The following is a 23,169-nucleotide window of genomic DNA, read 5'->3' on the forward strand; positions in this document are numbered from 1 at the left end:
GTGTTTGATCAGAGAGAAAATCCACGGATAAGGGAGAGGAAATCAAGATGATCAAGATTGGTATTATCGGAGCCGGAAATATTGCCAAGACGCATGCCAGAGCTTTGTCCACGGTCAAGGAAGCTATTCTTACGGGCGTACACGATATAAATCAGCCGGCAGGCGAGCGGTTCGCAGCCACCTTCGGCGGACGAGCTTTCGAACGGGTTGAGGACCTGCTGGATTCCTCGGACGGCATTATTGTCGCCTCCCCTAACTTCAAGCATAAAGATCATGCGCTGCTGGCCTTGGCTGCCGGCAAGCATGTCCTGTGCGAGAAACCGATGGCCATCACTCTTGAGGAAGCCCAAACGATGCGGGACTTTACGGAGAAAGCCAATGCCATCGCCATGATGGGATTCAATTACCGGTATTTGTCGTTCGTCCATATCCTGATGGAATTTATCCGCAGCGGCGAACACGGCGGCATCATTTCGTTTAATATCTCCTTTAAAAAAGACAGCGCCCTGAGAAAAAAAGCCTTCACGTGGAGAGACAGCGAAGCCAGCAAGCAGACTAGCGGCGCTCTCGGCGATCTCGGCATACACCTGATCGATATGATCTGGTATCTGTTCCGTTCGGAGTTCCGGCCCGAATCGATCCGTGTCAAAATGGCCACCAATGTGAAGGAAAAAGAAAACAGGGAAGTCCAGGTCGATGACTATTCGGAAATCCTGGGACAGCTCCGAAATCAGGTGTTCATTCATATGATTACCTCCAAGAGCACGGCCCCCGAAGACTGCGGGTTTGGGATTGAGGTCATCGGACACCAAAAAAATTTCCTTTATCACACACGCAATCCACTGAGTTATACCATCACGGAAGGAATCTTGTCCACAAGCTACGACCTCCCTCCCTCCTTGTTGACGGACCCGGCGGGCGAGTTTCACGGCTGGGCGGATTCCTTCCGGATCGAACAGATGGCATGGGTGGACGCCATTCTCCGGAAGAGCCGAATGGGTCTGCCAAGCTTTACGGACGGGTACCGTTCTCAAGCTGCGCTGAATCTGTTCTTCGAAACACACGCGAAGGATCTTTCAGGCACGCTTGTATTGCAGGCCTAATCCCCTGAATGCCTTCCGCAGATAGGAGGCCGACGATGCGAATCGTCCTTTGGATGGGCTGCGCCTTTTATTTTCTCGTTGGCGTCGTTCATGTGTTTATCGGCAGTTTGTCCCCTCATCTTTTTGCGCGATACGGAATCGGGGCCCGGGAAATCTCCGTGATCCTGTCCGTGCAGTTTATCGGTTTTCTCATCGGTGTCCTATTCTCTCCCGTCCTTTCCAAGAAACTCGGTCCTTTTGGCGTCATTACGATCGGACTGAGTATGGTCGGGGCCGCCTTGGCGGGTTATCTGTGGATCGACAGATGGGAACTGCTCTCTCTGACAGGGTTCCTGATCGGATACGGGGCGGGCACGCTGGAGACGACCGTAGGAGCTATGACCATAGCGCAAGGGGAAAACGGCAAGACAGGGATGGCGAGGCTGGAGGTATTCTTCGGCTTCGGCGCCCTGCTTTTCCCCATCCTTATCCATCTGCTGGCCGGCGAAGACGTGCTTCCTTTGGTTCTGTCTTCCCTGCTCGGTACCATTGTGGTGCTGCTGGCGGTTTGGGTGTCCTTGACATCGCTCGCCCGGTCGAAGCAGCGGTTTGCGCAGCCCGAAGAAACCGGAAGCGGGACGGAGGAACTTTTCCCGGGAAGCGGATTGATCAGCGAGGGGAGGCGCAGCGTAGTTCTGCTCATTGTGTTTGCCTTCGTTTATGCCGGGATCGAGACCAGTTACGCTAACTTTTTACCATCACTGATGATTGCCGGCGGCTTTGAACCCTACAGCCTGATCGGAGTTTCCGTATTCTGGGCGGCGATGGTTGTCGGACGAACATTGCTCGCCATCAAAGGGAAGAATATTTCCCCTCTGCCGATGCTGCAAATTTCCGCTCTGTGTCTGATTGTATTTTTAGGCGTCTTCCCCTTTCTCCATGATGCCATCTTGGTGCTGGCAGTCATTTTTCTGACGGGCATTGCGGCATCTCCCCTGTTTCCGGTTGCGATTACATTTGCGGCTTCCGTGAGCCGGGGAAATGTAGATGAGGTGACGAGCTACTTTATCGCTGCCGCAAGTTTGGGCGGGTCGCTTATTTCGCTTCTAGTCGGCTGGAGCCTGACTCTGGAAAAGCTCCCGGTTACGCTGTTCCTGTTTGCCGGACTGGCGCTGCTGCTCTGGTTCATTTCCTTCCGGCTGAAAGACGCGGGCAGCAGCTTCTATAAGACCGCAGGCAAGAGCATGGACCGATAAGGATCCATGCTCTTCCTCTTGTCGAAAAGCCGCGGCCAACGCTCCATACACAAAAACTCCAACAGGTGATTCTAAGGTGCCCGAGCAAACGGGGGTAACTCAAGCAAGCATGGGGCGATCCTGCGGAGGGAGAACTACCAAGATTCAACTCGATAGGAGTTGGCAATGCCATACCTGCTTCGGCATGCACAAAAAGGCCGTGTGTACCGGGCATCCGTCCTGCGGCGGAACGCAAAAAAAGCCTCACTCCGCCGGGAAAGCGGAATGTAGGCTAATCGCTTCGAAACATTCAAACGTGTTTAACAGGTTTATTTATGAGAAAAAGGCTGGCCGCGATTCCCTCAGTTTTCTTCCAGCGCGAGAATTCCTTTGGCTTTGCTGACGGATAATCGCAGCTTCTCCCCTTTGTCTGTCACGGTAAACAGGTAGCGATCGCTCTCCTCCCGCTCGAACAGACTGGAGCCCGCTTTGTAATACCGGGCCACAATTCCTTCCGCCTCTTCGCGGGTAAACGGCTCCGTAAGCTTCTCTTCCTCTTGACCGCCGATGACCCAACTCCCGTTACGTTTGAGCAGCGTATAAGTCAGAAAGGCCGAATCCGTGTAGGCCCCTTCCGGCCTCTTGCCCCGGACTTTGACCCTGCTGTCCGTCGCGCTGACGATTTTAAACGAAGGCACGGGTATCGATGCAGCCGGAAAAATAGCCACGGCTTCGTATATACCGCCCAGATGGCGCTCATAGAACGTTCTCCAGCTTCCCGGGTCCGCGTAATAACGGCTTAGGGCCGGCTTGATCGCTTCAAAAGGCGGCTTGGTACGGGAAGCCAATTCATGGTCGAAGAGGCTCAGAAACAGCTCCGCCGTCTTCTGCTCGCCGAACCGGATCAGGCTTGCCGCCTTGTCCGCCGTAAGCGGCTGCGCCGCTTTAGCCGCCCGCTCCCCGGCCGTCGTCTCCAGCAGAGCCAGCGCCCGCGAAACAAGCGCAGCCGCATCCCCGCGGGTCATGACGCGCTTCGGTTCGTAGCTCGCGCCCGAATCGCTGCGCAGCCCCAGCGCCATGATGTTATGCACGGACGCCTGCGCCCACACATCCGCATCGTCCGCGCTCCGGCCGGCTGCCGCCGCCGGGGCTTCGACGCCCCGGGCCTCCAGCCAGCGCCACACCATCGCGGCGGCGGCCTGGCGGGTTACCGGCTGCGCGGGCATGAACTTGACGGCGGTTACGCCGTCAACGAGACCTGCCGCATAGGCAGCCGAAATATACGGCGTCGACCACGCGGACACAAGGTCGACGAAGGGGGTCGGCCCTTCGGACACTCCGAGTCCGAAGGCCGATGCGAGCAGCTTGGCAAACTGCTCGCGTGTCAGCGCACCGTCCGGATCAAACCGGCCGGTTGCCGTCCCTTCGATGAGGCCCCGCGCAGCCAGATCCGCAATCGCGTCCGCGTTGCGGTTATCCGGGGCCACATCGGCGAAGAGGCCGCCGGTCCGCTCCGCCTCGCGGTGCTCTGCCGCAAGGGCCTGTCCGGCCGCCGAAGTTAGAACCGCAGCCGCGGATAAAGTAAGGAGAACCTTTTTCCAAGCCATACCTTTCCTGCCTCTCTAGGTGCTATTGTGACTTCGCAAGGTTGTTTAAACGTCGATACCGGCGGTGTGCAGCAGGTCTTTGACGCATACGCTGACCATGATCAGACCCGCAACGGGCGGCACAAAAGCGTTGCTCGCCGGAGGCTGCTGCGCTTTGCGGATTTCCGGGGCATTCTCCGGAACGATGCGCTGAGTGACATCTTCACGCGGTTTCTTCGGCTCTTCCGTCGAGAAAACCACTTTCACGCCTTTTTTGATGCCTTCTTTACGAAGTTTCGTCCGGACGACCCGGGCAATGGGGTCCATCGTCGTTTTGGAAATGTCCGCGACCTGGAACTTGGTCGGGTCCATTTTGTTCGCCGCGCCCATGCTGGAGATCATCGGAATTTTGCGCTCCAGGCACTGCTTGATGAGATGAATCTTATAGGAGATGGTATCCGAAGCGTCCAGAATATAGTCCGGCTTATAGTCAAATAACTGCTCGTACGTTTCCTCCGTGTAGAACATCCGCAGCGCGATGGCGTCGCATTCGGGATTAATCAGCTTGATCCTCTCCTGCATAAGCTCGGCTTTAGGCTGTCCTACCGTCGTCGTAAGGGCATGAATCTGACGGTTCACATTCGTAATATCCACCACATCTTTATCGATCAGTATAATTCGTCCGACTCCTGTCCGGGCCAGGGCTTCGGCTGCTATGGAACCCACTCCGCCGATCCCGAGCACGGCTACTGTGCTGCCTTTCATAATCTCAAGCCCTTCGGGTCCGATGGCTAGTTCCGTCCGGGAGAATTGATGAAGCATTCGGAATTTCCTCCTCTGTCAGCTGCAAATGATAGGTTTACGCTAAGTTTGACCTGATTCGGTGGTCAATGTCAAGTCGGGCACTTGGGTTTACCTCTGCGGCCCTAAAAAAAGGGACCCGAAGGTCCCTCCCTGTTTCATCTATGTTGCCCTGCGACCTGTAAAACTCTTCATGGCCGTAGTCGCGGCTGCCGACATTTAAGCCTTGGCGGCCGGTTGTTTCAACGCGATGCGGATGGAAAGCTGCTCCAGCTGCTTCTCGTCGACTTCGCTCGGCGCATCGGTAAGCGGATCGGACGCGCTCGCCGTTTTCGGGAAGGCGATCGTTTCACGCAGGTTCGTACGTCCCGCAAGCAGCATCACCAGACGGTCGAAGCCGTAAGCCATTCCACCGTGCGGAGGCGTGCCGTATTCAAAAGCTTCGAGCAGGAAGCCGAATTTTTCTTTGGCTTTTTCAGGCGTGAATCCGAGCGCCGCGAACATTTTTTCCTGCACCTCGCGCTGGTAAATACGCATGGAACCGCCGCCTACTTCGTAGCCGTTGAGAACGATATCGTAGGCCTGGGCGCGCATTTGGCCCGGGTCCGTTTCGAAGAGATGCAAATCTTCGTCCTTCGGACGGGTGAACGGGTGATGCATGGCGACATAACGCTTCTCTTCTTCGTCGTACTCGAACATCGGGAAGTCTACGACCCACAGGAATTTGTAGGCTTTGTCGTCGATAAGACCCAGATCGCGGCCGACCTTGAGACGAAGGTTGCCCAACACGTCGTATACGACTTTCGGTTTGTCGGCCGAGAAGACGAGCAGGTCGCCCTCTTCCACGTTCAGGCGCTCGGTCAGCGCAGCGATCTCTTCTTCCTTGAAGAATTTGACGATCGGCCCTTTCCACTCGCCTTCCTTCACGGTGATCCAAGCAAGACCTTTGCCGCCGTAGCGGGATGCGAACGGCTGGAGATCGTCAAGTTCTTTGCGGCTCCACGTCGCGCCGCAGCCCTTGGCGTTCAAGGCTTTGACGATGCCGCCGTTTTTGGCGACCATGTTAAATACTTTTACGTCGCTGTCCGCCACGATATCGGTCACCGTGGACAGCTCCAGACCGAAGCGCAGGTCCGGCTTATCGGAGCCGTATTTGTCCATCGCTTCCGCGTACGTCAGACGCTGGAACGGCGTCGGAATTTCCGCTCCGACCGTTTCGCGGAACAGACGCACGATGAGCTGTTCCATCATTTCCAGAAGCTGATCCTGGGACATGAAGGACGTCTCGATGTCCACCTGCGTGAACTCCGGCTGGCGGTCGGCCCGCAGATCCTCGTCGCGGAAACAGCGCGCGATTTGGTAGTACCGTTCCAGTCCGCTCACCATAAGCAGCTGCTTGTAGAGCTGCGGAGACTGCGGCAGCGCGAAGAATTCGCCCGGATGCACACGGCTCGGCACGAGATAATCGCGCGCGCCTTCCGGCGTGCTGCCCGTAAGAATCGGCGTCTCGATATCGAGGAAGCCGTTCTGGTCGAGGAAGTCGCGGAAAATCCGGGCGGCTTTGGCGCGGAGCATGAGGGTCTGCTGCATTTCCGGACGGCGAAGGTCCAGATAGCGGTGCTTCAAGCGCAGCGTTTCGTCGATTTCGATCCCGTCTTCGATGAAGAACGGGGGATTTTTAGCCGCGTTCATAATTTCGATTTCCGTGATCCGGACTTCGATTTCACCGGTCTGCAGATTGGTGTTTACCGTTTCGGCGTCGCGTTCGACGACAGTCCCTTTTACAGCCAGTACGTATTCGTTACGGGCGCGGTCGCCGATCGCCAGCGCTTCTCCCGAGAAGTCCGGGTTGAAGACGATCTGCACGAGCCCGCTGCGGTCGCGCAGGTCGATGAACAAGACGCCCCCCAGGTCGCGACGGCGCTGTACCCAACCGTTTAGAATAACCGTTTCTCCGATGTTCGCTTTCGTTAATTGCCCGCAATGATGTGTTTTGAGCATCATCATGACTGAACCCCTCCATTTTCGTTTCCGGACCTTGTCCGTTTCAAAATAGCTTCCGCAAAATCCTCCAGCTTGATCGTTTCCTGCTCGCCGGTGGCCATTGTTTTAACCGTTATTTCCCCGCGTTCCAGCTCGTCGTCCCCTAGAATGGCGACGAAACGCGCTGCGGAGCGGTCAGCCGATTTCATCTGCGTTTTCATTTTGCGGCCCTGGTAATCCTTCTCCGCCAGAATGCCGTGCGCACGCAGCTCGTAGAGCCGCTTCACGATCTCGTCCTCGGCCGCCTGACCGAGTCCGATCAGGTACACGTCGAGTCCTGGAGGCTGAGGAAGCTGCACGCCCTGGGATTCCAGGACGAGCAGAACGCGCTCCAGGCCGAGGCCGAAGCCGACGCCGGGCTGGTCTTGTCCGCCGATCTCGGAGACGAGGCCGTTGTACCGGCCCCCGCCGCCGATCGTATCGATGGAGCCGATGCCTGCCGCTTTATATTCGAAAGCGGTGTGCGTGTAATAATCGAGACCGCGTACCAGGCGGGGGTTGATCGTAAACGGAATCTCCATCGCCGTCAGATGACGTTTTACCGCTTCGAAGTGCGTCCGGCACGCTTCGTCCAGATCGTCCAGCAGCTCGGGCGCCCCTTCGAAATACTTCTGATCGACTTTGCAGTCCAGAATCCGCATCGGGTTGCGGTCGAACCGCGATTGGCAGTCCTTGCAGAGCTTATCCTTGAGAGGCTCCAGGAACGCCTGCAGTCTCTGTTTGTAATTCCCCCGGATCTCCGGTGTACCGACCGAGTTAATCTCCACGGATACGCCCGTCATTCCCAATTCGCGGTAAAATGTGTAACCGAACGCGATAACTTCGGCATCCAGCGAAGGATCCTCCGAGCCGAACGCTTCGATCCCGAACTGGTGAAACTGCCGGTAACGTCCGGCCTGCGGCTGCTCATACCGGAACATGGGGCCGATGTAAAACAGCTTGCTGATATCCGGCTCGCCGTACAGTTTATTTTCCACATACGCGCGTACGACGCCGGCCGTTCCTTCCGGACGGAGCGAAATGCTGCGGTTGCCCTTATCCTGGAACGTGTACATTTCTTTCTCTACGATATCCGTCGTCTCTCCGACGCCTCTGGAGAACAGCTCGGTGTGTTCGAAAATCGGCGTACGGATTTCCCGGTAGCGGAACCGGCTGCACAGGTCGCGGGCTTTGTTTTCCAGCGCCTGCCACTTTTCTACGGAACCCGGCATAATGTCCTGGGTGCCCTTCGGCTTTTGCATGCTCATGCGAGCTCCCTCCTTGCTTTTCTTGTCGACTTCCCCGTCGTCTTGACGGCTGCGGATGTTTCTTTTTTGCCATTAAAAAAGTCCCCCATCCCTAAAACCGCAAAACGGTCAAAGGGACGAGAGACGTTAGTAACTAACCATCACCCGTGGTGCCACCCACATTCCGAAAATCGGCGGCCTGCGGCTCGGAAAGTCCGGCCCGGCTGATTTTCGCTTCATACGGTTAACGCCCGTCTACGCATATCGGCTAATGAGTCGCGGTCTGCACGGCAGGTTTCAGGGAACAAGCACAGGCAGCCCTCTGTTCACCGACTGTCCTCCGGGAGGTCTTACGCTCGGCCATCATAAGGAAGCTTGCAGCCAGGGCTTCCCTCTCTGAGTACGTGGAGTCGAACGACTTCATCCCTTCAGCGGATCAAAGTTTTTCAGGGTTGTGTTAGGAATGATTGTAAACGGCTCTTCCGGCAAAGTCAAGCTTTTCCCTTACCAAGTTTCCGCCCATTTTTGCAGCTCGTCCATGACCGGTTCGAGGCCCTTGCCTTTCTCGGTCAGTTCGTATTCGATCCGCACGGGTGTCTCGGGGTATACGTGCCGGATCAGAATGCCCGCCGCCTCCAGCTCTTTGAAGCGTTCGGACAGCATTCTGTCGCTCATGCTCGGAATCATATCGGATATATCTTTAAAACGCTTGGGACCGCTCAAAAGGACCCGGATGATCAATCCTGTCCAACGTTTTCCAAGCAGCTCAAACGCGTTCTCGAATTTGGGACACAAATGAAAATCTGCCATGCGACATCATCTCCTTAGTTACATCTTACCATAGTGACTTGTCAAAAGTAAGTCTATAAAGCTAATATCCCGCGGACGGGCCGGTTTATGCCTTAACCCGTGTAGTCGCTGCCGGGTCGTCTTTTCTTTACATCTTTTTCGGGCATTTGAAAAATGCGGGTTCTACTCTAGCGGCTTCCTCATAGAATAGGATCATAGAGTTCAGAATCATAGAGCCGAACAGACAGGAGGTTGGCTATGCTTCCCCGGTTTTTCACCCGAATGGACAAGCTGCTTGCGATTTACGGCGCCGTTGCGGCCGCCAGTTTTGCCGTCACCCTGCTCTTCGCCCACCAGTCCGGAGAAAAAGGTCCGCCCCCTCCTGCTTACGCCTATGCGCAAATAACGGCGCCCAACGGAGTCGAGCTGCATGTGGCGAAAACCAAACCCGAGCGGATTGCGCTCAAAGCCGTAAAAGGCAACATCATGGAGCTGTCCGAGTTCGGGATCAACGGCGGCTTTTTCTGGCAGGGCAATCTGCTCAGCATCGCCGTCATGAACGACCGGCCGGTCAAGGGGGCGCAGGGCGAATACGGATCGGGCTGGTTCAATACCGGCCATAAGCGGGGAACCCTCGTCTGGGACGGTGCGGCCCGGCAGTTTACGGTTCAGCAGGCGTCCGAAGCGGCCGAGCTGAAGGTAGCGGACCGCAACCGTTACTGGGCCCAGGGCGGGATCTCCATGAGCCTGCAAAACGAAGCCGACTGGCGCAAGCTCGCCAAGGAGGAGAACATGCCGGCCTTGAACGAAGCCCGCATGCGGACCGGCATCGTGTACGACAAGAGCAACGCCGTCTGGCTCGTCGTAACGCCCACGCCGTGCACCGGCGAGCAGTTTCGCGCCGCTATCGCGGGATCGCTGGGCAGAAGCGGACTCGTCGACGGCGTATTCCTGGACGGCAACGGCTCCTCCCAGCTAAAGGTGGCCCAAGCTTCCCTGCCGGGCGACAAGAGGCAAATCTATCAGATGATCGCCCTTCATTAATCACCCGTTTTAAGAGAAATCCGGCCATAAAAAGAAAAGAGCCTGCAGCACAAAGCTGCAGACTGTCCATGGATATCTATATCGTAAAGGGGGTCGATATTTAGTATAGAGCGCGAACATTAATCCCAGATGAAAATCAAGTTACAATTTCGTTACAATCTCGGACATCTTATTGCGCCGCAGGTTTCGCGCCTTTGCTTTCGGCGTATTTATGCAAATCAAGGATCAGCATAAAGGTGTCGCCGTTGGTCAGGTTCTGCTTGTCCTTGATTGTCGCGAGCGACGACTCCTGTACGATGCCGCGCTTGGAGAGTTCGGCCAGGGCGGCCTCCTTCGAAACGGCAATGCCCAGCCCCTGCGTCATCGTATACGCGGCCTGATCGAGCGTCAGCGCGGACTTCTTGCGCGCTTCCTCGTCGATTCCTTTCACCGAGCCGCTCGGGTCGCCGCCATAAGCCGACGGAATGATTTTCTTCATCCGGGTGATATAGTTCACCATGCGCTGCGGGTTTGACACTTTGTCCAGTTCAAATTCGTTCTTGTAACCGCCGCCCACGAGGGACATGGACACGGCTGCCTTGAGGCCTTCATACTGCTTGTGCGTCATAAAAGGCTGCGGCTTTATGCTGAACGGCTTAAGATCCATGCCCTGTTTGTTCAGCATATCCTGAAGCTTCGCCACATTCTCCTTCGAAGCGGCAAGCTCGCGGAAGCTCAGGCCCGCATCTTTGGCCAGCTTGGCTGCGGCGCCTGCCGCTTCACCCTCGGCCATGCCGACCGGGATGACACGGGCGCTGCCGTGCGGAAGCGTGTCGTAAGAAGCGGCCCGTCCGATGACGAGCAGGCCGTCCACCTTCTTGGGCACGATGCTCCGGAAAGGAATCGCGTACTGCTCCGGCTGCGTGACGACCATTCCGGTGTCCGTAGGAGCCAGACGCTGGATGTCGACCGGATACGAGCCGAACGCGATGCGGTCCCACTGGTCGCGGTTTTCCAGCAGGTCGATAATATTCAGACGGTATTCCCCTTGAATATGGCGTGTCTCCCTTATGTACAGCTCGGGAGCTGTTCCCGCCAGTTCGACACCCGCGAACTCGGGATAGTTCTTTTTCAGGAAAGCGACCACGTTCGGGATTTCTTTCTTCGCGATCTCAAACGCCTCGGCCCGCGACTTCGCGTCCAGACCGTCGATATTGAAAATTTGCAGGGCGTTGATCAGCACCATATCGCCGTCTTGGCGTCCGATATTCAGACCGCGCATTTTCACGCGTTCCGGGTTGAGCGCCGGGTAATTGTAAAGCTCTTTGTAACCCCAGGCGCTGACTTCGTTGGCATCGGACATCGGATCGTCGTCCGTTTTCAAATGCTTGCTGATCTGGGACCAGACGTCAGGGGTCACATTTTTCAGCTTGAAGACGAGCGTGACCGCCATTTTGGCGTTTTTGTTGCCCAGGTCTTCCAGACCGTACGTAAAAGGAACGCCCGCCGCAGCGGCGATATCGCCGTCTTGGGTCGCATCGATCACGGCATTCGCACGGATTTCCTGCTTCGTTCCGTCTTCTTTTGTAAGGGTGATGCCTTCTACGCGGGTTTGCTGTCCCTGATTGGATAAAAGCGGCTCGATGGATTTAAGTTTAAGCATCAGATCGATATTCTTCTCGCCGCGCACCATATCGTTGAAAGCGTTCGCCGCCGTGTTAATGCTGAAGGAATCGCCTTCGATTTTACTGTACCATTCGGAAAAAAGGCCTTTGTTCAGCACATCGTGCGGATTGAGCACGGACGGATTCGGCACATAGTTCATGTCGATGCTGTTCAGCCATCCGAGTGTCATCAGACCGCCGAGAATTTCCCGATCGTGTCCGTCCACTAGCAGGGTCTTCTGTCCGTTGCGGGCAGCGGATACCGCTGCCGTTACGCCTTCGGGGTCCGTCCCGACGACGATCACATCGTACTGATTCTGCACATTAGCCGCCGATTTCACTTCGGACAGCGTATGCTGAGCGATCGGCTTCGGTTTGTTGTGATGACGGTACTGCCAGTAAAGTGCGGCTACGGCTGCGATTACGGTCAGCGCGAGCAGCAGGCACATCCAGACGATCCAGGATTTTGATGCGGCATGCTTCGAATGGTTGCTCTTACTCTTTGTCATGGGGCACCTTCCTCATTGAATTCCAACTGCTTTCTTTTCTGCTTGCATCCCGGCGTGTATCGGCTGTACCGATGTGTCCCGGATTGTTCCGGAGCCTTCCGGATTGCTGCACAATAGCGATCACGGCCGGGATGGCGGAGAGTAGGGGAGTTGAACCCGTTGTCCGCCTTTTGGTATACATTGGTTTTGTAGGGTCGTGAACTTATTGGAACGCCCGGAACCGCGGGAAGCTCAAGCACCACTTCTTCTTATACGGGAATGAAGCCGAACGGTCTCCGTCAAGCGGCAAAAAGCTTCATTTCCTGCTAAAAATGACCATGACTAGTGTAACATATTTTGCAAGGGGGACAAAGGATTAAAGCCGGTTTCCGCTATTGCGTCTCCCTATCCGTGCAAAATGAAAACCGGCCTTCCGCTAGGAGGCCGGTCTCGTTAACGGGGCGGCACTTTGGCCGTCCGTTTGAATCTTCCTTGCACGGGGGCGATTTCCCCGCTTGCTTCCATCCCGGACAGCTCTGCTCCGGCGCGTATTTTTTCGGAATAAGCGGAATGAGCGAGCTGGCTCTCCGGCTGGGTCATTTGCTTTTCTTTAAGGGATCGGCGCATGGTGTAGGAAGGCTCCTCTGTCTAATGGCGCGCCGCCGGAAGTTCTTCTCCGGAGAGACGGCCCTCCGGCCGGCGGCTTCGACTTTTAGCCTGTCCAAAGGGCTGCCGGATTATGCCAGCCCTGCCCCTGCCGGATTAGGCTTTGCTTTCGAGAATAAGCGTGACCGGTCCCCAGTTGGTGAAAGCGACATCCATCATTTGTCCGAACGCACCTGTTTCCACGTGAAGACCCTGCCCCCGGAGAAGGTCGTTGAACTTGTCGTACAAAGCCTCTGCCTGCTCGGGCCGGGCCGCTCCCATGAAATTCGGCCTTCTGCCTTTCCGGCAGTCCCCGTACAGGGTAAACTGCGAAACGGAAAGCACGCTGCCGCCGATATCCTTCACGGAAAAGTTCATCTTTTCCTGTTCATCCTCGAAAATGCGCAAGCCCGCGATCTTGTCCGCCAAATATTTGGCATCCTCTTCCGTATCTTCATGGCCCACACCTACCAGAAGCATCAAGCCCCTGTCGATGCGGCCGACGATTTCTCCGTCTACCGTAACCTGCGCTTCCTTGCTGCGCTGTACCACGACTTTCATTAGGTCCACTCTCCCTGCCGAACGTGCTTATTGCATGATCCGCTGAACGGAATATACATCCTCCACCCGCTTGATTTTCTCCACAACGGCATGAAGGTGCTCGATATTGCGGATTAGGATGGTCATATGAATCATGGCCATTTTGTTCTTGTCTGACCGGCCGGAAACCGCGGAAATCATCGTCTTGCTTTCCGAAACGACCTGCAGCACTTCGTTCAGCAGGCCGCGGCGGTCATGTCCCGTGATTTCGATTTCCACGTGGAAATTCGACTCGACGGAATCCGCCCACTCGACCTCGATGACGCGGTTTCCTTCTTCCGTATTTTCTCCCGGAATGTTCGTGCAGTCCGTCCGGTGCACCGACACCCCGCGGCCGCGCGTGATGTACCCGATAATATCGTCGCCCGGCACCGGGTTGCAGCATCTAGCGAAGCGGATCAACAGGTTGTCCACCCCTTTTACCCTTACGCCGCTGACCGGTCTGCTTTTCTTCTCGGGTGGAGCCGCCTTGACTTCCTTGACCTCGTTGGTCAATTCCATCGCCTGGGCTTCTTCCGCTTCCTTCTCTTTGCGCAGCTTCTCCGTAAGCTTCGTGCAGATCTGAGCCGCGGTGATCCCGCCGAAACCGATAGCCGACATCATATCCTCGATATCGTTAAAAGCGAACTTTTTCGCCGCTTCCATCAACTTCTCGTCCGTCATAAGCGCCTGTGGATCGAAAGACAGCCGCTTCAGCTCGCGTTCGATGCCTTCGCGCCCTTTAGCCACATTCTCCTCGCGCTTCTCTTTCTTGAACCACTGCTTGATTTTGCTGCGCGCGTGCGAGGACTGGGCGATTTTCACCCAATCCTGACTAGGTCCGTAGGAATGCTTGGACGTCAAAATCTCGACGATATCGCCCGTTTTGAGCTTGTGATCCAGCGGGACGATCCGGCCATTGATTTTGGCTCCGATGGTGCGGTTGCCGACTTCGGTATGAATGCGGTACGCAAAATCAAGCGGGACCGCGCCTGCCGGAAGCTCGATAACCTCCCCTTTGGGAGTAAACACAAAAACAAGATCGGTAAAGAAATCCATCTTCATGGATTCCATAAATTCCGACGCGTTGTCTGTTTCTTTCTGCAGTTCGAGAATTTCACGGAACCACTGCATCTTGTCACTGAACGTCCCCTCGGGGGACCCGTTGCCTTCTTTGTAGGCCCAGTGGGCCGCGATTCCGTATTCGGCGGTTTGGTGCATGTCCCAAGTCCGGATCTGGACTTCGAGCGGCTCGCCCTTCGGGCCGATTACCGTCGTATGGAGCGACTGGTACATGTTCGGCTTCGGCATGGCGATATAGTCTTTAAAACGTCCCGGCATCGGCTTCCACAGCGTGTGGATAATTCCGAGCGCGGCGTAGCAATCCTTAATATTGTCAACGATGACGCGCAGGGCCATCAGATCGTAGATCTCGTTAAACTGCTTGTTGCGCGAAGACATTTTTTTGTGAATGGAATAAATGTGCTTGGGCCTGCCGGAAATATCGCCTTCGATTCCCATTTCCCGAAGCTTGTCCTGGATATTCCGGATCACGTCCTCGATATACTGCTCCCGCTCCGTCCGCTTCTTCTGCATAAGATTGACGATCCGGTAATACTGCTGAGGATTCAGATAACGCAGCGCGATATCTTCCATTTCCCATTTGATGGCGGAAATACCGAGCCTGTGGGCGATCGGGCAGAAGATTTCGAGCGTCTCGTCGGCGATCCGCCGCTGACTCTCTTCGGACTGGTACTTCAGGGTCCGCATATTATGCAGCCGGTCGGCCAGTTTAATAAGAATGACGCGGATATCCTGCGCCATCGCCACGAACATTTTGCGGTAATTCTCGTTCTGCTGCTCTTCTTTGGTTTTAAACTTGATCCGCTCCAGCTTGGTCAATCCGTCCACCAGCATGGCGCAGGTTCTGCCGAATTTATCTTGGACGGCCTCGAGCGAAACCGTAGTGTCTTCCACGACATCATGAAGCAGAGCCGCAATAATGGACGTCACGTCCATCTGCATGTCGACCAGAATGTCGGCAACGGCCAGAGGATGTAAAATATAAGGCTCTCCGGATTTGCGCACCTGCCCGTGATGGGCTTGTTCCGCGAACTCGTACGCCTCTTTGATTCGGTTGAGTTCTGTCTCTTTAAAGTACTGTGCCGCCTTTTCCAGCAACTGCTCTATTCCCATGAATAAACCCTTTCTACGAAACATGGATATTTCTATTCATTATGCCTAAATTGTGCGCCTTGCGTCAACTGTCAAGCCCGCTCAAAACAAGAAAATTCGGGAAAACACGACCTTTTTCCGCAAAATCTCCCTCCGGTCCGAAAAAAGTTATAGACGAATCCCGAAAATCTGCTACACTTGTCGATGGAACTCTAGCTCTCATCGCTTAAACGCGATAAAGGAGGAAATGTTCGGACATGAGTAACCGTACCATTGGGGTGGATGAACGGCCATCCCTCGGCAAAACAATTCCGCTGAGTCTTCAGCATTTGTTCGCCATGTTTGGCTCCACTGTTCTCGTTCCCGCGCTGTTTCAAGTAAACCCCGCCATCGTGCTGCTGATGAACGGGATCGGAACACTGCTCTACATCTTCCTTTGTAAAGGAAAAATTCCGGCATATCTGGGCTCCAGCTTCGCCTTCATTTCGCCGGTGCTCGGCGTGCTCGCTACCAAGAGCTACAATTCCGCGCTGGGCGGCTTCATCATCGTGGGGATCGTCTTCGTTCTTGTCGCTCTGCTGGTCAGACAAATCGGAACGAAATGGATCGACGTCGTTTTCCCGACGGCCGCCATGGGCGCCATCATCGCCGTTATCGGGCTTGAGCTGGCACCGACGGCCGCAGGCATGGCCGGGTTTCTGCCGAAGGACGGCGCTCCTCTCGACGGCAAAGCGCTGCTCGTCTCCATCGTTACCCTGCTGATCGCCCTGCTGGGCAACGTCCTGTTCCGCGGCTTTCTGAAGATCATTCCGATTCTCGTCTCGATCGTAATCGGCTATATCTTAGCCGCCGCGGTCGGAATCGTGGACTTCGCCAAGGTTTCGGAAGCGAACTGGTTTGCCCTGCCGCAGGTGTATGCCCCGCAGTTCGACCTCACTTCCATCGTGCTCATCCTGCCTGCGGCCCTTGTCGTGATCGCCGAGCATATCGGCCATCTCGTCGTAACCGGCAATATCGTCGGCAAGGACTTGTCCAAGGATCCCGGACTGGACCGCTCGCTGCTCGGTAACGGGATCTCTACTATCCTGTCCGGTTTCGTCGGTTCTACACCGAATACGACCTATGGCGAAAACATCGGAGTACTGGCGCTCACCCGTGTTTACTCCACCTGGGTCATCGGCGGCGCGGCCTGCTTTGCCATCGTGCTCTCCTTCTCCGGAAAGCTTGCCGCACTGATCATGACGATCCCGACTCCTGTTATGGGCGGCGTTTCGCTCCTGCTCTTCGGAGTTATCGGCGCATCCGGTATCCGTATGCTGGTCGAAAGCAAAGTCGATTACTCCAAGGCGACTAATCTGATTTTGACTTCCATCGTCCTGATCATCGGTCTCAGCGGAGCGGCCCTTAAAATTGGTTCCTTCGAGCTGAAAGGCATGGCTTTGGCGACCGTTGCGGCTATCGTGCTCAGCGTCTTCTTCAAGCTGGTTGAGGTGTTGAAGCTTTCGAACGACTAGTGCTGCTGCGTTAAAGAAAAATAGTAAAAAGCCTGCTCTCCGTAAAGGAGAACAGGCTTTTTTTGTATAGGAACTTAAACTTAGTACTGAATCAGAGTGAAGACATCTTTGCCAGCAGGCAGCTCATCGCGGCCGTTCAAGTAAGTCAACTCAATCAGGAAAGCCGAACCTACGACTTCGCCGCCCAGTTGTTCGATCAGGTTGACGCAAGTTTTGATGGTCCCGCCGGTTGCAAGCAGATCGTCGGCAATCAGCACACGCTGTCCGGGTTTGATCGCATTGTCATGAACCGCCAGCTTGTCTTTGCCGTACTCCAGCGAATAGTCGGCCTCAATGGTTTTGCCGGGCAGCTTGCCGCTCTTGCGGATCGGCACGAAACCTATTCCGAGCGCATAGGCAAGAGGAGCTCCCACGACGAACCCGCGTGCTTCGGGACCGGCGATCAGATCGATTTGTTTGTCTTTAACGAAACGGGCGATCTCGTCGATCGCTTCTTTGTATACAGCCCCATTTTGCAGCAGGGTCGTGATGTCTTTAAAACGGATACCCGGCTGCGGGAAATCTTCGATGACGCGGATGTACTCTTTGAAATTCATGGGGATTCCTCCATTTATGTGGGTTGCGCGGATGACAGCTGCTGCGGTGAACGGCAGCCTGCAATCCAATCGCTTAATTCTTTGGCGGACGTATAGACGCATACGCGGTCGACTTCCGCGCGCGACAGACGTTCCTGGTATTTCCTCGAGGTCGTCAGGTCACGCTTGGACGGAGCGGCTACCGGCCGGACGACGCCTCCGGCTTTCTCGATGAATCCCAGCTCCTCGAATACATCGAGGACGAAAGAGATCATCGCGGCCGATAATCCCGACCGGCGGCTGAACGATTGCAGCAGGGCGGGATTACGCATATCCCACATGCCCTGCTGCCTGACGGACGCGTAGACCGCTTTGAACTGGTCACGCGTAGGCATCGCGCCGCCATCCTGCGGCACGGGATCGGCGAAGACGGCATAGCACCGGCGTATGCCGTCCGCTTGGGCAAGCGCCCGCTCCAGCTGCGCGAGCGAGCGGGGAGCCGTGTAGAGGACAATGTCGGTCATCTCCGGGAACTTCAGTTCCCGGGCCGCTTCATTGTCCGCCGCCAGGCTCCCGTCCGGCAGGCACCGCCACACGGGGCCTGCCGGACGCCCGCCGGCGCCGGGGACCCGGTCCTCTTCTCCGAAGAGGACAAGGGCCGGCGGCCGGGCGGAGCCGCGCCCCGGAAGGGCGGCGAGCCGTTCGCCGAGGGCGGCCAGCTCTTCGCCGACGCGCGCGGCGGGTTTGCCTCTCCAGTCGAAGACCTGGAGAGCGGGGATGCGCAAGTCCTGCAGCATAAGCTGCGGCTTGCGCACGCCGTTCCACTCATTGACGGAGAGCTCTCCGACAATGTCAACGGGCGCCTGCGGCGTCATCAGGCTGCCGAGCCAGCCCTTGCCGAAGCCCACGGCCTCGACTCCGGCCGCGATCTCGGCGGCGGCATCCGTGAGAACCAGCTTGAGATGCTGGCGCTCACGGCCCATCAGCTTGATTTCATCGAGGCGTAGGCCGCTGAACAAAATCTTCGGCGCCGGATTGCCTACTCCGAACGGCGCCAGCTTCTCCAGCTCCTCGATGCATTCGAGGGGCACCTCGCTGAGGCTGCATTCCGCATCGACGGCAAGCAGCGGGATAAAATCTTCCGCGCTGAGCCATTCCCCGGCAAGAACATTCAGCCTCCGCTCAAACTCGGCGATGTTCTCCCTGCGCAGCGACATGCCGGCTGCGGCTTGATGCCCGCCGTAATGATCCAGGAGATCGGCGCAGTGCGTCAGCGCCTGATACATATCGAAGCCCGCAATGGAACGGGCGGAGCCTTTGGCCATCCCCGTATCGGGATCTATGCTGAGCACGATGGTCGGCCGGTAATAAGTGTCGACCAGACGCGAAGCCACGATACCGACGACGCCGACATTCCATTTTTCGCCGGATACGACGAGAAAGTTCTTGGGCATTTCTCCCCGCTTCAAAGCCCCGTCCTGTTCTTCTTGCACGGCGGCCTTAGCCAGTCCCGTCAGCTCGTCTACAATGAACTGGCGTTCTTTGTTCAGCAGATCGAGCTCTTCCGCGATTGATACCGCTTCGGCTTCGTCCTCCGTCACCAGAAGCTTGAGTGCCGTCGAGGCGTGCTCCAGCCTGCCGCTGGCATTGATCCGGGGCGCGAGGCTGAATCCGATATGCGTGGCATTCACTGCACTCCGCTCGACACCGGAGACGTCCATCAAGGCACGCAGTCCGGGATAAGCCGACTTTCTCATTCTTTCCAATCCGAGCTTAACGATAAGCCGGTTCTCGTCATGCAGCGGCATTAAATCCGCTACCGTACCGATTGCGGCAATCTCCAGCAGTTCTTCGGGCAGACGGCCCAGCAGTCCCTGGGCCAGCTTTAAAGCTACCCCAACACCCGCAAGCCCCTTAAACGGATAGGAGCAGGTTTCTTTCTTGGGATTGATCAGGGCAAGCGGCTGGGGAAGCGTACCGGGCGGTTCGTGATGATCCGTCACGATAACGTCCATGCCGAGCTCCTGAATATAAGCGACTTCCTCTACCGCGCTTACGCCGGTATCGACCGTGATCATCAGGGATACTCCCTGCTCTTTGGCGAGATCAACGGCCCCTTTATTCAAACCGTAGCCTTCTTTGACTCGATGTGGAATGTAGGTGTCAAAATTGGCGCCCATACCTTTAAGCAGGTGAGCCATAAGCGCCGTCGAGCTGACCCCGTCCGCATCGTAGTCGCCGTAGATACGAATTTTTTCTCCGCTGCTAAGGGCGGATCGGATCCGGCTGACCGCCGTTTCCATACCTTCCATCAGGAAAGGATCGTGAAAATGACCGCTTCCCCCGCTGAGAAACTGTTCGGCTTCGGGAACGCTGCTTACTCCACGCAGCACAAGCAGCCTGGCAAGCAGCGGATCGATCCCGAGAGCATCGCAAAGCTGCCCGGCAACGGCCTCGTCTCCAGCGCCCAACCGCCATCTTGCTTTGGATTCCAGCACGTTGTTCCTCCTAAACTTGCATAATGATTTTTTTGCTCAAGTATTCGTTAATGAAGCATCTGCGCGCTGTCAGTTGCAGCGGCGTCGATACCGTGTTTGTAGGGATAACCCGAATCGTAAGGAAATACGTGAATCGTCACATCCGAAAGATGAATAAACTTTTTCATGAGCTGGTACTTGACCGATCTTGCAATATCGTTGCCTTCCAGAACGGAAATACGCGGATTCACGCTGATTCTGAGCTCCACAATAACATAATGCCCGTGTTCCCGGGCTCGAAGATCTTCTACGGAAATGACGCCCTTTACGCCTTGGACGGCGTCGATCATATCCCGCGCATCTTCCTGATGCAAGGCACGATCCATCGTTTTTTGCAGCGCGTCGGTAATAACCCCGTAGCTGTTTTTAACGATAAGAAGGGTGACGGCGATGGCCGCTGCCGGGTCCAGGTAGTACATAAAACCCCAACCCATTTTTTCACCGATCAGAGCGCCTCCTACCCCGGCCAGTGCCATAATCGAGGAATACACGCCGGAACGGTGTTCCCAGGTGCCGGTTACGAGATCGCGTGAGCCGAGCTTTTTCCCGACCCAGTAATTGTACCGGAACATGACTTCTTTGCAAACAAGGGAAACGATAACGGCGATAAGCGCATAGCTCTCGGGCGCGTTATGTACACCGGAGACCATATCCTTCACCGCGTTCATACTGATTTCCACGGAAATGATCGTCATAATGACCGCAATTAGAATCGCGGCTATGGATTCCGCTTTGTCACGACCGTAGGAGCGGCCATGGTCGACGGGAGTTCCCGGCGCTTTCAGACTCCGCAGCGAAGCGAATGAACCCGCCGTATCCGAAGCGGAATGCACAGCGTCCGCCAGAAGGCTTCGGCTTCCCGCCATCACGCCGACCACACCCTTAAGAACCGTAAGGCCGATGTTGCCTCCTATTCCAATCCACGCGGCGACTTCGGCTTTCTGAAATCGTTCGTCTGACATGTCGACTCTCCTAATGAATAGTTTGCTGGGTGATGCTTCTATCTCATGTCAAGGAAAAGCCGCGGGAACAAGAATTCACGCGGCAGTGAGCTTATTCTTTTGCGGCTGCGGCAGGAGCGGCTTTGCGCTTGTTGCCGAGCGAGTTTCTTTTGAGCAGGTACCACAGCGGGCTCGCAATACAGATGGAAGAGTAAGCGCCGCTTGTCAAACCGATGATTTTCGCCAGGGCGAACAATTTAATAGATTCGCTGCCGAAAATAAAGAGGCAGACAGCCGCGATCAATACGGTAAGAACCGTGTTGATGTTCCGGGCCATCGTTTGCCATGTGCTGTCATGAACAAGCTTCTCCAAATCTTCCGGATTTTTCAGCTTGGTAAAACGAAGGTTTTCACGAATCCGGTCGAAAATAACGATCTTATCGTTGATCGAGTAACCGACGGTAGTCAGTACGGCAGCTACGAACGGCAAGTCGACCTCGAAACGGAAGATGGCAAACATCGCAACGACGATAAACGCATCGTGAAGAATGGAAATGATGGCGGCTACCGCGAATCTCCATTCAAACCGGATGCTCACATAGATGCTGATCGCCACACTTGCGATGAGAATACCGATGATCGCTTTAATGGCAAGTTCCTTGGCGATGTCGGGCGATACGGTGTTCACTTCCATGGACACCTTATCTTTATAAGGGGCTTCGAAAGCCGCCTTGATTTTATCGACCTGTTCTTTGCCCAGAATTTCATCGAAACGGGTGGAGACGCGGTCGCCGTTGGCTCCGCCGATCGTTACCGTCTGATCAAAGCCCGCGCCTTTGTAAATCTCCTGCGCTTTCTCTTTGGTGATCGCTTGTCCTACCGAAACGTCGATGGAAGTACCCGCTTTAAAGTCGACGCCGTAGTTCATCTGGAACAGCAGGAGCGTTACGATACCGGCCAGTATGAGTATACCGGAGATTGCAAAGAAAACATTCCGGTGTTTGACAAAGTTGAATTTGTTACTATAGTTCACGGATTTCCGCCTCCTTCACGCCAAAATAACCGGGCTTTTTAAACACATTGCCCTTAATGAGCAGGTGAATGAGGAATCTCGAGAAGAACACGTTCGTCAAGATACTCACGACAATACTGAGCATCGTGGTCAAAGCAAAGCCTTTGATAGCCCCGTTACCGATATAATAGAGGACAAGGCTTGAAATGATATTGGTGATATTCGCGTCCATAATCGTACGGAAAGATGCTTTGGAGCCCGCTTTAAGCGAAGACGGAATGCTCTTGCCGCTGCGGATTTCTTCTTTGATCCGTTCGTACGTAATAATGTTGGCGTCGACCGCCATCCCGATCCCGAGCACGAGTGCCGCAATACCCGGAAGGGTCAATGTCGCGTTGATCCAGTCAAACAGCACGAGAAGCAGCCAAGTATACGTGATAAGCGTAAAGGCCGCAATAATACCCGGCAGACGGTAAAGGAGAATCATAAAGACCAGAATGATAACGGATGCGATAATCCCTGCGCGGATCGTTTGCTCCAGAGACATTTGTCCAAGGGAAGCGCCGACTACCTGCGTGTATTTCTCCGTCAATTTCAGAGGGAGGGCACCGAGGTTGATCGTGTCGGCCAGCTTTTGCGCTTCTTCGAAAGTGAAACTGCCTTCGATAACAGCAGAGTCACTATCAATTGGAGTTTTAACCATCGGAGCGGAAAGCATAGTATCATCCAGATAAATAGCTAGTGGATTGCCCACCATTTTTGTAGTAACTTCTTTAAACTTGCTGCGTTCTTTCATTTTGATCTGTACAACCGGACGATTCGTAGAATCGTAACCGACCGAGGCTCCGCCTTCGACAAAATCCGTACCGATCAGCATGTTGTTGCCTTGCGGATCGCGGAATGTGAGAACAGACGGTTTGCCGATTTGCTTGCGCACTTCGTCTTCGTTCTGGACGCCTGCCAGACGGACACGGATACGGTTTTCGCCTTCTGCGAGAACTTCCGGCTCCGCTACGCCGAGCTTGTCCGCGCGCTGCGCGATGCTTTCCGCCGCTTTCTTCAAAGTTGCGGGGGTTACTTTCTGACCGGCCGTAAACGGCTCAGCCACGTAGAGGATCTCAAATCCTCCCTTTAAATCCAAACCGAGCTTGATCTTGCCAAGAAGCCCGGGACTCGTCGTTGCGATCACGGCCAGCGTGACAATGACGGTTATGAAAAACGCCGAGATCCGTTTTACATTCATGCCTTGATAAT

At 55.4% G+C, this 23,169-nt stretch carries 18 protein-coding genes; 4 read left to right on the forward strand and 14 right to left on the reverse strand.

Annotated elements, in window-relative coordinates; translation table 11 throughout:
- Window positions 1-47: 47 nt before the first annotated feature.
- Window positions 48-1,103, forward strand: coding sequence for a Gfo/Idh/MocA family protein (locus AC58P5_RS08175; RefSeq protein WP_497385659.1), 1,056 nt, complete (start codon window positions 48-50; stop codon window positions 1,101-1,103).
- Window positions 1,104-1,138: 35 nt separating this feature from the next.
- Window positions 1,139-2,338, forward strand: a complete 1,200-nt coding sequence (locus tag AC58P5_RS08180; protein ID WP_497385661.1) for an MFS transporter — start codon at window positions 1,139-1,141, stop codon at window positions 2,336-2,338.
- 341 nt (window positions 2,339-2,679) lie between these two features.
- On the opposite strand, the gene AC58P5_RS08185 is transcribed toward AC58P5_RS08180, so the two are convergent.
- The 5 genes from AC58P5_RS08185 to AC58P5_RS08205 all read right to left on the reverse strand — a co-directional run bounded on the left by AC58P5_RS08185 (window position 2,680) and on the right by AC58P5_RS08205 (window position 8,783).
- Window positions 2,680-3,924, reverse strand: a complete 1,245-nt coding sequence (locus AC58P5_RS08185; RefSeq protein WP_497385662.1) for an S-layer homology domain-containing protein — start codon at window positions 3,922-3,924, stop codon at window positions 2,680-2,682.
- 45 nt (window positions 3,925-3,969) lie between these two features.
- Window positions 3,970-4,725, reverse strand: a complete 756-nt coding sequence (locus AC58P5_RS08190; RefSeq protein ID WP_497385663.1) for a tRNA threonylcarbamoyladenosine dehydratase — start codon at window positions 4,723-4,725, stop codon at window positions 3,970-3,972.
- Between the two features lie 198 nt (window positions 4,726-4,923).
- Window positions 4,924-6,708, reverse strand: coding sequence for an aspartate--tRNA ligase (gene aspS / locus AC58P5_RS08195; protein ID WP_497386044.1), 1,785 nt, complete (start codon window positions 6,706-6,708; stop codon window positions 4,924-4,926).
- Window positions 6,708-7,994: a histidine--tRNA ligase gene (gene hisS / locus AC58P5_RS08200; protein WP_497385664.1), complete on the reverse strand. Its 1,287-nt coding sequence runs from the start codon at window positions 7,992-7,994 to the stop codon at window positions 6,708-6,710. Before hisS ends, aspS begins: the two co-directional genes overlap by 1 nt.
- Before the next feature lie 483 nt (window positions 7,995-8,477).
- Window positions 8,478-8,783: a winged helix-turn-helix transcriptional regulator gene (locus tag AC58P5_RS08205; protein ID WP_009674280.1), complete on the reverse strand. Its 306-nt coding sequence runs from the start codon at window positions 8,781-8,783 to the stop codon at window positions 8,478-8,480.
- 237 nt (window positions 8,784-9,020) lie between these two features.
- Here AC58P5_RS08205 and AC58P5_RS08210 point away from each other — a divergent pair, with 237 nt between their 5' ends.
- Window positions 9,021-9,806 (forward strand): phosphodiester glycosidase family protein, encoded by a 786-nt coding sequence (locus AC58P5_RS08210; protein WP_497385665.1) that lies wholly within the window; start codon window positions 9,021-9,023, stop codon window positions 9,804-9,806.
- A 169-nt stretch (window positions 9,807-9,975) separates the two neighbouring features.
- Here AC58P5_RS08210 and AC58P5_RS08215 read toward each other — a convergent pair whose 3' ends face one another.
- The 4 genes from AC58P5_RS08215 to AC58P5_RS08230 form a co-directional block, all read right to left on the reverse strand.
- A complete protein-coding gene (locus AC58P5_RS08215) occupies window positions 9,976-11,958 on the reverse strand; it encodes an FAD-dependent oxidoreductase (RefSeq protein WP_497385666.1) in 1,983 nt (660 codons plus the stop codon).
- Between the two features lie 432 nt (window positions 11,959-12,390).
- The gene (locus tag AC58P5_RS08220; RefSeq protein ID WP_497385667.1) at window positions 12,391-12,564 is read right to left on the reverse strand and encodes a hypothetical protein; all 174 of its coding nucleotides are present in this window, start codon (window positions 12,562-12,564) and stop codon (window positions 12,391-12,393) included.
- Between the two features lie 135 nt (window positions 12,565-12,699).
- Window positions 12,700-13,143 carry a D-aminoacyl-tRNA deacylase gene (gene dtd, locus AC58P5_RS08225; RefSeq protein ID WP_497385668.1) on the reverse strand — a complete coding sequence of 148 codons (444 nt, stop codon included), beginning with the start codon at window positions 13,141-13,143 and terminating at the stop codon, window positions 12,700-12,702.
- A 27-nt stretch (window positions 13,144-13,170) separates the two neighbouring features.
- A complete protein-coding gene (locus AC58P5_RS08230; protein WP_497385669.1) occupies window positions 13,171-15,357 on the reverse strand; it encodes a RelA/SpoT family protein in 2,187 nt (728 codons plus the stop codon).
- 236 nt (window positions 15,358-15,593) lie between these two features.
- Here AC58P5_RS08230 and uraA point away from each other — a divergent pair, with 236 nt between their 5' ends.
- Complete coding sequence (uraA, locus tag AC58P5_RS08235; RefSeq protein WP_497385670.1) at window positions 15,594-16,850, forward strand: uracil permease; 1,257 nt, start codon at window positions 15,594-15,596, stop codon at window positions 16,848-16,850.
- Window positions 16,851-16,930: 80 nt separating this feature from the next.
- Here uraA and AC58P5_RS08240 read toward each other — a convergent pair whose 3' ends face one another.
- From AC58P5_RS08240 to secD, 5 genes are all read right to left on the reverse strand, one after another.
- Window positions 16,931-17,446 carry an adenine phosphoribosyltransferase gene (locus tag AC58P5_RS08240; protein WP_497385672.1) on the reverse strand — a complete coding sequence of 172 codons (516 nt, stop codon included), beginning with the start codon at window positions 17,444-17,446 and terminating at the stop codon, window positions 16,931-16,933.
- A gap of 14 nt (window positions 17,447-17,460) precedes the next feature.
- Complete coding sequence (gene recJ / locus AC58P5_RS08245) at window positions 17,461-19,923, reverse strand: single-stranded-DNA-specific exonuclease RecJ (RefSeq protein WP_497385673.1); 2,463 nt, start codon at window positions 19,921-19,923, stop codon at window positions 17,461-17,463.
- Window positions 19,924-19,970: 47 nt separating this feature from the next.
- Complete coding sequence (locus tag AC58P5_RS08250; protein ID WP_497385674.1) at window positions 19,971-20,924, reverse strand: cation diffusion facilitator family transporter; 954 nt, start codon at window positions 20,922-20,924, stop codon at window positions 19,971-19,973.
- A gap of 91 nt (window positions 20,925-21,015) precedes the next feature.
- A complete protein-coding gene (gene secF, locus AC58P5_RS08255) occupies window positions 21,016-21,936 on the reverse strand; it encodes a protein translocase subunit SecF (RefSeq protein ID WP_497385675.1) in 921 nt (306 codons plus the stop codon).
- The gene (secD, locus tag AC58P5_RS08260; protein WP_497385677.1) at window positions 21,926-23,158 is read right to left on the reverse strand and encodes a protein translocase subunit SecD; all 1,233 of its coding nucleotides are present in this window, start codon (window positions 23,156-23,158) and stop codon (window positions 21,926-21,928) included. The genes secF and secD overlap by 11 nt, the downstream gene beginning before the upstream one ends.
- Window positions 23,159-23,169 lie beyond the last annotated feature (11 nt).

The organism is Paenibacillus sp. JT31N7, assembly GCF_059692095.1.

Excerpts from the sequence above, each read along its gene's own strand:
- AC58P5_RS08175 (WP_497385659.1), top strand. The coding sequence starts at position 48 with ATGATCAAGATTGGTATTATCGGAGCCGGAAATATTGCCAAGACGCAT.
- AC58P5_RS08180 (WP_497385661.1), top strand. The coding sequence starts at position 1,139 with ATGCGAATCGTCCTTTGGATGGGCTGCGCCTTTTATTTTCTCGTTGGC.
- AC58P5_RS08185 (WP_497385662.1), bottom strand. The coding sequence starts at position 3,924 with ATGGCTTGGAAAAAGGTTCTCCTTACTTTATCCGCGGCTGCGGTTCTA.
- AC58P5_RS08190 (WP_497385663.1), bottom strand. The coding sequence starts at position 4,725 with ATGCTTCATCAATTCTCCCGGACGGAACTAGCCATCGGACCCGAAGGG.
- aspS (WP_497386044.1), bottom strand. The coding sequence starts at position 6,708 with ATGATGCTCAAAACACATCATTGCGGGCAATTAACGAAAGCGAACATC.
- hisS (WP_497385664.1), bottom strand. The coding sequence starts at position 7,994 with ATGAGCATGCAAAAGCCGAAGGGCACCCAGGACATTATGCCGGGTTCC.
- AC58P5_RS08205 (WP_009674280.1), bottom strand. The coding sequence starts at position 8,783 with ATGGCAGATTTTCATTTGTGTCCCAAATTCGAGAACGCGTTTGAGCTG.
- AC58P5_RS08210 (WP_497385665.1), top strand. The coding sequence starts at position 9,021 with ATGCTTCCCCGGTTTTTCACCCGAATGGACAAGCTGCTTGCGATTTAC.
- AC58P5_RS08215 (WP_497385666.1), bottom strand. The coding sequence starts at position 11,958 with ATGACAAAGAGTAAGAGCAACCATTCGAAGCATGCCGCATCAAAATCC.
- AC58P5_RS08220 (WP_497385667.1), bottom strand. The coding sequence starts at position 12,564 with ATGCGCCGATCCCTTAAAGAAAAGCAAATGACCCAGCCGGAGAGCCAG.
- dtd (WP_497385668.1), bottom strand. The coding sequence starts at position 13,143 with ATGAAAGTCGTGGTACAGCGCAGCAAGGAAGCGCAGGTTACGGTAGAC.
- AC58P5_RS08230 (WP_497385669.1), bottom strand. The coding sequence starts at position 15,357 with ATGGGAATAGAGCAGTTGCTGGAAAAGGCGGCACAGTACTTTAAAGAG.
- uraA (WP_497385670.1), top strand. The coding sequence starts at position 15,594 with ATGAGTAACCGTACCATTGGGGTGGATGAACGGCCATCCCTCGGCAAA.
- AC58P5_RS08240 (WP_497385672.1), bottom strand. The coding sequence starts at position 17,446 with ATGAATTTCAAAGAGTACATCCGCGTCATCGAAGATTTCCCGCAGCCG.
- AC58P5_RS08250 (WP_497385674.1), bottom strand. The coding sequence starts at position 20,924 with ATGTCAGACGAACGATTTCAGAAAGCCGAAGTCGCCGCGTGGATTGGA.
- secD (WP_497385677.1), bottom strand. The coding sequence starts at position 23,158 with ATGAATGTAAAACGGATCTCGGCGTTTTTCATAACCGTCATTGTCACG.